The sequence below is a fragment of the Mesorhizobium sp. M7A.T.Ca.US.000.02.2.1 genome (genome assembly GCF_003996995.1).
Taxonomy (GTDB): Bacteria; Pseudomonadota; Alphaproteobacteria; order Rhizobiales; family Rhizobiaceae; genus Mesorhizobium.
On record NZ_RZTT01000302.1, the window covers coordinates 1 to 7494 of the forward strand.

Consider the following 7494-nt stretch of genomic DNA (forward strand, 5'->3'; position numbering starts at 1 on the left):
CCTTGAGATTGTCGCCGAGGCCATTTTGCTTGAGTGGCGCGGCGATGATGCTGGCAATGGTGCGGCGCGGGTTGAGCGACGACATCGGATCTTGAAAAATCATCTGCAGATTGCGCCGCAGTGGCCGCAGTTCCGCCTCCGGCAGATGCCTGATGTCGCGGCCGTCGAAAGTGATACTGCCGACGCTGGGCTCCAGCAGGCGCACCAGCGCGCGGCCGAGCGTCGACTTGCCCGAACCGGATTCGCCGACAATGCCGGTCACCGAGCCTCGCGGCAGGTCAAAATCCAGGCCCTTCAGGATTTCGACCAATGGTGCGCGGCCGATCAGTGGCTTGCGCGTCATGTCGGGCAGCGCGACCTTCAGCCCGCGCACGGAGAACAACGGTTCAACCATGCGGCCGCCTCCAGGCTTGGTCGGCGGCAGCGATCTCCGAAGCAAGCCCGGCCAGCACCGCCTCGTCCACCGGCTTCAGCGAGGCGAAAGGATCGGTGTAGCGTGGCGTCGCCGCCATCAGCGCTCGCGTGTAGGGATGCTGCGGTGCTGCGAAGAGGGCAGCCGTGTCGGCCTCCTCCACCACCTTGCCGGCATAAAGCACCGAGACTCTCTGGCTGATCTTGGCGACGACGCCGAGATCATGGGTGACGAACAGGATCGCCGTGCCATGCTCGCGCTGCAACTGCACGATCAGCCGCAGGATCTGTTTTTGCACGGTCACATCAAGCGCCGTGGTCGGCTCGTCGGCGACGATCAGCCTTGGCTCCGCGGCGAAGGCCGCAGCGATCAGCACGCGCTGGCGCATGCCGCCGGAAAGTTCGTGCGGATAGCTTTTCAGCACGCGGTCGGGATCGCGGATTTGCACCTCGTCCAGCAATTGCCGGATGCGGGTATCGGCCTTCTCGCCACTCCAGCCGAGGATGCGCACCAGCCGGTCGGTCATCTGCGAGCCGATGCGCCGCGACGGGTTGAGCGCGGTCAGCGGGTCCTGCGGGATCAGCGCCGTGCGCGCCCCGATCAGCGTGCGTCGTGCCTTGGGTTGCAATTTGCCGAGGTCTTCACCCTCGAGCAGCATGTCGCCTTCGACAATGCGCACGCTCGACGGCAGCACACCGAGCACCGCCTTGCCGATCATCGTCTTGCCGGCGCCGCTTTCGCCGACCAGCGCGCGGACCTCGCCGGGCTGGACGGAGAGCGACACCGAGCGCAATACGCGCTGGCCGTTGGGCAGCACGGCGCTCAGATCCCTGATGTCGAGACAGGCGCTCATCGCAGCACCGGATCGAAACGCGTCTTCAGCGCCTCACCGAACTGGCTGAACGACAGCACGGTGAGGATCAGCGTGATCAGCGGGAACACGAGCACCCACCAGGCCTGATGGATCGACAGCCGGCCCTCGGCGATGATGCCTCCCCAGGTCGGATCGTCGGTCGAGATCGACAGATTGACGAAGGACAGGATCGCCTCGACGATAACGGCGATGCCCATTTCCAGCGACAGCAATGCGACGATCGACGGCACCACATTGGGCAGCACTTCGCGCAGCATGATGCCGATGCGGCCATAGCCGGCGATGCGGGCATTCTCGACATAGTCCATGCGCGACTGACCCATTGTCTCGGCACGGATCACCCGGCAGAAACGCGTCCAGTCGATGATGGCGATGGCCAGGATGACGGAACTCAAGCCCGTGCCGAGCACCGCCACCAGCAATATGGCGAACAGCACCGGCGGAAAGGCCATCCAGACATCGACGACGCGCGAGATGATGCGGTCGGCCCAACCGCCGAAATAGCCTGCGATCAGGCCTAGCGTCGAGCCGACCAGGCACGCAGCGACGGCTGCGGAAAAGGCGACGATGAAGGCGATGCGGCCGCCAAAGATCAGCCTCGACAACAGATCGCGGCCGAGGCTGTCGGTGCCGAGCCAATAGCCGGGTTCGGCTCCATTCATCCAGAATGGCGGCAACCGCTCCAGCATCAGATCCTGCGCCAGCGGATCCTGCGGCGCGACCAGCGGCGCGAAGATTGCCGCCAGAAGCGCCAGCAGCAGCCAGCCGCCGGCCAGCCACAGGCGTGGCGACACACCTCGCCTTCGAGCACGGCCCTCATCCATGGCGCAGCCTCGGATTGAGCAGCGCATACATCATGTCGACGCTGAGGTTGATCAGCACGAACAGCAGCGCGAAGACCAGCACGATGCCTTGAATCAAAGGCAGGTCGCGGTTGATGACCGCGTCGATCGCCATATTGCCGAGGCCCTCATAGGAGAACAGCCGTTCGACGATGACGGTGCCGCCGATCAGGAAGGTGAACTGCACGCCGACCAGTGTCAGCGTCGGCAAAGCGGCATTCTTCAAGGCCTCGCGCAGGATGACCTGCGTTTCCGAAAAACCCTTCACCCGTGCCAGCACGACGTAGTCGAGGTCGAGCACTTCCTTCAGCGACTGTTTCAGCAGCTGCGAGATGATTGCTGCCAGCGGCAGCGCCAGCGCCACGGCCGGCATCAGCATGTGCTTCAGCAGATCCCAGGTGAGGTCGAGGCGCAGGCGCAACAGGCTCTCGAACAGATAGAACTGGGTGACGAAGGGCAGGTCCAGTTGCGGCGACACCCGCCCGGAAATGTCGAAGATCGGCACCAGCACGCCGAACAACAGGATCAGCACCAGGCCCCACAGGAAATCGGGAATCGAAAGCGCTGCGCCGCTGGCGATGTCGATGCCGGCCTCGACCGCCGTGCCGCGTTCGCGCGCGCCGATGATCGCCGTCGTGCCGCCGATCGCCACCGCCATCACAAGCGCGACGATGGCGAGTTCCAGCGTCGCCGGCAGCCGGTTGAAGACGAGACCCAGCACATCCTGCCGCAGCGAAATCGAAGTGCCGAAATCGCCCCGGGCCACGCCCGACAGCCAGATGAAGAATTGCTGGACGATGGTCTTGTCGAGGCCGTAGAGCGCGCGCAGCCGGGCAATGTCGGCATCCGTCGCGCCGGGCGGCAGCATCATGGCGATCGGATCGCCGGGTGCGACGCGGATCACGACAAAGACGACGACGGCCACGCCGAACAGCGTGATCAGCATCGTCAGAAGACGGATCAGGAATCTTTGCAGGAGCATTCTGGCGCAGGCCTAATGCGTTTCAGTGATTGATCGAACGAACAGCCCCCTCATCCGGCCGCTTCGCGGCCACCTTCTCCCCGAGGGGAGAAGAGGTCGCTGACGGCTGAGCCAGTCTCTTCTCTCCAGCGGGGAGAAGGTGGCCCGAAGGGCCGGATGAGGGGGCCTGCGCAAGTTGGGAGAAGACACGCCGTCTCGCGACGGGGCGCCTTCCCATATTGGTCAGGCCGGGGTCATCAGGGCCGGCAGCAGCGCGCCGGACACATGCTGCACCACATTGACGCCCTTGGCATGCACGATCGGCTGCGCATACTGCATCAGCGGCAGCACATAGGCCTGCTCGGCGATGTATTTGTCGACAGCCTTCCAGCCGGCGATGCGCTTGGCCTCGTCCTTTTCGCCCCACAGCGGGTTGATCATGTCGATCAGATCCTGGCTGTCCCACACCGAATGCGGGCTCGGGCCATACATGGCAAAGCCGGTCGAGGTGGTCGGATCGCCGATGGCATTGCCCCAATTGTAGAAGGCGGCCGGCGCCAGCTTGTCGGCGGCGCGCAGTTCGTAGTGCTTGGCGATCTCGTAGACCTCGATCGTCGCCTCGATGCCGACCTTGCGCCACATGCCGACGATCGCCTGGATCATCTCATAGTCCTTGGGCTTGAAGCCCTTGGTCGTCTGGATGGTGAACTTGACCGGCTTTTCCGGCGAATAGCCGGAAGCGGCCAGCAATTCCTTGGCCTTTTCCGGATTGTGCTCGACCTTGATCGACGCGTCGTAGGATGCGTATTCCGGCGTTTCCAGCGTATCGATCGGCTGGCCGTAGCCGCGCAGCAGGCGATCGACCAGCAGCTTCTTGTCGACGGCCATCACGGCGGCCTGGCGGACGTTCTTGTCCAGCATCGCCTCGATGTCGTTGAAGAAGATCATGCCGATGTCGGAAACGTTCTTGCACGAGCCGGCAAGCCCGTCCTTGGCGATCAGCCGGTCATACTCCTCATAGGGAATTTCGAGCGTCACTTGCGAGGAGCCGGATTCGATCTCTGCGACTCGGCTTGCCGCGTCGGCGACGAACTTGATCGTCACATTCTCGAAGGCCGGCTTGCCGCCCCAATAGTTCGGATTGGCCTTGAGCCGCAGGAAGGCGTTGCGCTCGAATTTTTCCACCATGTAGGGGCCGGTGCCGATCGGCGCCTTCTCGAAACCTTCGGCGCCGACCTTCTCGTAGTAGGCCTTCGGCATGATGTAGCCGGTCAGGAACGACATCCATTTGAAATAGACCGGGTCGAACTGCACGACGTCGCCGGTGATCTTGTTGCCGTCGATCTTGAAGTTGTTGACGTTCTTCCAGACGAACTGGATCGGATTGCCGGTCTTTTCGTCGCCTGCCCGCTGCAGCGACCAGACGACGTCCTCGGCCGTGAACGGCGAGCCGTCATGCCAGGTCACGCCCTCGCGCACCGTCATCATGATCTTGGTGCGGTCGTCGTTCCAGCCCCATTCGGTGAGCAGGCCCGGCGCGAAGGAAAGGTCGGGCTTCTGTGGGATGAACTGGTCGAACACCGACTGGTACAGCCCCTGGATGGTCGGGTTGACGGCCGAGGGGCCGGTGGTCGGATCCCAGGATGGCAGGTTGACGTTGTAGGCAATGGTCAGTTCGCCGGCAGCTGCATTGGCGATCTGCGGCAGGCCGACGGCGGCCACCCCGAGTGCCGCGGCGCTGTATCCCAGCAATTCCCGTCTGTTGATTGTCATGGTCGTTCCCCTTGTTGGTTTTGTTTCTGCGCGGCGTCTTCAGGTCATTGGTTCAGGCTTCTTGGGCAGCAACGCCTTGCCCCTCGTAGCCTCAAGAAAATCTCCGGCTCCTACCTCCCGCCAAGCTGTTGTGCGAGCATGAAGCCCGACGCCGCACCGGTGCCGGCGCCCGGCCATGTCGCGGCCCCGGTGAGGTGCAGATTGGCCACCGGCGTGTTCCATCCGGCATAGCCGCGCGCCGGGCGGAACAAGAAATTCTGCGCCAGATGATGGCTGCCGCAGACCTGGTCGCCGCCGACGAGGTTCGGGTTCTGGCGCTCGAGATCGATGGGTGAGAACACCGCTTGGCCGAGAATCTTCTTTCGCAGGCCGGGTGCGTAGGTCTCGATGATGTCGAGGACGCGGTCGGCGTAGACCTCCTTGACCTTGTCCCAATGCGCCGGCGCGATCTTGCCGGCGGCATCGCCCAGGATTTCGGCGGGCAGCATGCGCACCTGCACCCACAGCACATGCTTGCCCTGAGGCGCCCGCGACGGGTCGATCGCCGTCGGCTGGCCGACCACCAGCACTGGCTCGTCCGGCAGCATGCCCGCGATCGCCTGCTGATAGGTGCGTGACATGGCGTCGAGCGACGGCGACAGATGCACATAGGCGAACTGCCGAAGCTCCGCTCCGGCGCGCCAGTCCGGCAGATCGTCGAGCGCCAGATGGATCATCATCGTGCTCGGCGCATGACGGAATTTCTGCATCGCCGTGTCGAAGCCGGTGTCGCCCGAACCATTGGGCAGCAATCTGCCGGTCAGCGCCTTGGGCGCGACACCGGCAATGACCGCCTTGGTGGCGCTATGCGTCTCGCCCGAAGCGAGCCGCACGCCAGTCGCCCTGCCGGCCGAAACCGTGATCTCGGCCACTTCGGCATCAGTGACGATCTTGCCGCCAGCGGAGGTCACCATGCCCGACAGCGCCTTGATGATGGTGTCGGCGCCGCCCTTGCCCAGCACCATGCCGAAGCTCTGGTTGGCCATCGATTCCAGATAGGGGAAGACGGCGCCGCCGGCGATGTCCGGCGCGAAGTCGAGATGCATGCCCCAGGTGGCGAGCGTTGCCCTGATATGCGGCGACTCGAAATTCTCCTCCAGCCAGGCGCGGGGTGAGGACAGCAGCAGCCGGCCCGTATCGAGCGCGCCGGCAATGCCCTTCTTGCGCCACAGGTTCCACGCCGTGCCGGCAAGCGCGCGGGCGCTCATCGGCGAACCCAGCAGCCGGAACAGATGCTCGGCCTCCGCCGGGAAGGCGGCGACCAGCCTGCGCCATGTCTGGGCGTCGGCAGCGGAGAAGGCGGCGATGCGCGCGGCGGTCTTTTCCAGATCGTTGCTGACGCCGAACCAGCGTCCGTCGGGGAATGCGCTGGCGAAACAGTCGACGACCGGGGCGAACTCCAGCCCCTGCGCTTTCAATTCATTTGCATATTTCCGGTGGAAGGCCGAGCCGGCGAAGAGGCTGAGATTCATCGCGCCGAAATCGTGGCGGAAGCCGGGGAGGGTGAATTCGCGCGTCTGGACGGCGCCGCCGATTGTTGCACTGCCCTCGAAAATCCCGATTTTCCAGCCTTTGAGCGCCAAATGCGCGGCGCATGCCAGACTGTTGTGGCCGGCCCCGACAAAGATGGCGTCGAACTGGCTCACGCCTCGTCCCCATTTCCTTTATGCTTAAAGATAATTGCAGATGCATATGTTTTCGTCTAGTAGGATATTAAGGGCCGAGACGAGCCTTGATCATCACACGAAAGAGGGAACTTCAGACCATGGATACGCAAAAACTCCTCGGCGAAGTCGCCAGCCAGCTTCTTTCAGGCGCCATCAAGGTGGTCGACCTGTCGGCGCCGCTCGGGCCGGACACGCCGTTGATCAAGCTGCCGCCGGAACTCGCCGTCGACACGCCGAAGGTCGAGATCCACAATATTTCCCGTTACGACAAGAACGGTCCGTGGTGGGCCTGGAACTGGCTGAAGCTCGGCGAGCATTCCGGCACGCATTTCGACGCGCCGCAGCATTGGATCTCCGGCAAGGACTATCCGGACGGCGCCACCGACACCATTCCGGCGCAGAATTTCGTCGGCCCGGTCAATGTCATCGACTGTTCGAAGGAAGCCGCCGCCGACCACGATTTCCTGCTCACCGTCGACCACATCAAGGCCTGGGAAGCCGAGCATGGCGCGATCAATGCCGGCGAATGGGTGGTGATGCGCACCGACTGGTACAAGCGCAACGGCTCGGAAGCCGAGTTCCTCAACGCCAACGAGACCGGCCCGCACACGCCCGGCCCGACGGCCGAAGCCATCCAGTTCCTGATCAGCAAGGACATCAAGGGCTGGGGCTCGGAGACGATCGGCACGGATGCCGGCAAAGCCGGCGGCATGGAGCCGCCATTCCCGGCGCACACGCTGATGCACAAGGCCAACCGCTACGGCCTCGCCAGCCTCTGCAATCTCGACCAGCTGCCGCCGAAGGGCGCCATCCTGATCGCGGCGCCGCTCAAGATCGAGCACGGCACCGGCAGCCCGATCCGCGCGCTGGCGCTGGTTTCGAAGGGCTAAGCGAAAGCGTTTGCCGTGACCCAGCCGGATCACATC

General features: G+C 63.9%; 7 protein-coding genes. 1 reads left to right on the forward strand and 6 read right to left on the reverse strand.

What is annotated here, in order from left to right; translation table 11 throughout:
* The 6 genes from EOD15_RS24170 to EOD15_RS24200 all read right to left on the reverse strand — a co-directional run.
* A partial coding sequence (locus EOD15_RS24170) for an ATP-binding cassette domain-containing protein (RefSeq protein WP_127408897.1) occupies positions 1 to 394 on the reverse strand: 394 nt, incomplete at its 3' end.
* Complete coding sequence (locus tag EOD15_RS24175; RefSeq protein ID WP_127321774.1) at positions 387 to 1265, reverse strand: ABC transporter ATP-binding protein; 879 nt, start codon at positions 1263 to 1265, stop codon at positions 387 to 389. The genes EOD15_RS24170 and EOD15_RS24175, both read right to left, overlap by 8 nt.
* A complete protein-coding gene (locus tag EOD15_RS24180; protein ID WP_127269247.1) occupies positions 1262 to 2110 on the reverse strand; it encodes an ABC transporter permease in 849 nt (282 codons plus the stop codon). Before EOD15_RS24180 ends, EOD15_RS24175 begins: the two co-directional genes overlap by 4 nt.
* On the reverse strand, positions 2103 to 3110 hold the full coding sequence (locus EOD15_RS24185) for an ABC transporter permease (RefSeq protein WP_027039637.1): 1008 nt from the start codon (positions 3108 to 3110) through the stop codon (positions 2103 to 2105). The genes EOD15_RS24180 and EOD15_RS24185 overlap by 8 nt, the downstream gene beginning before the upstream one ends.
* Positions 3111 to 3332: 222 nt before the next feature.
* On the reverse strand, positions 3333 to 4862 hold the full coding sequence (locus tag EOD15_RS24195) for an ABC transporter substrate-binding protein (protein WP_127321772.1): 1530 nt from the start codon (positions 4860 to 4862) through the stop codon (positions 3333 to 3335).
* A gap of 110 nt (positions 4863 to 4972) precedes the next feature.
* On the reverse strand, positions 4973 to 6547 hold the full coding sequence (locus tag EOD15_RS24200; protein WP_127408898.1) for an NAD(P)/FAD-dependent oxidoreductase: 1575 nt from the start codon (positions 6545 to 6547) through the stop codon (positions 4973 to 4975).
* 119 nt (positions 6548 to 6666) lie between these two features.
* Between EOD15_RS24200 and EOD15_RS24205 the strand changes: the two genes are divergently transcribed.
* The gene (locus EOD15_RS24205) at positions 6667 to 7458 is read left to right on the forward strand and encodes a cyclase family protein (protein ID WP_127321408.1); all 792 of its coding nucleotides are present in this window, start codon (positions 6667 to 6669) and stop codon (positions 7456 to 7458) included.
* Positions 7459 to 7494 lie beyond the last annotated feature (36 nt).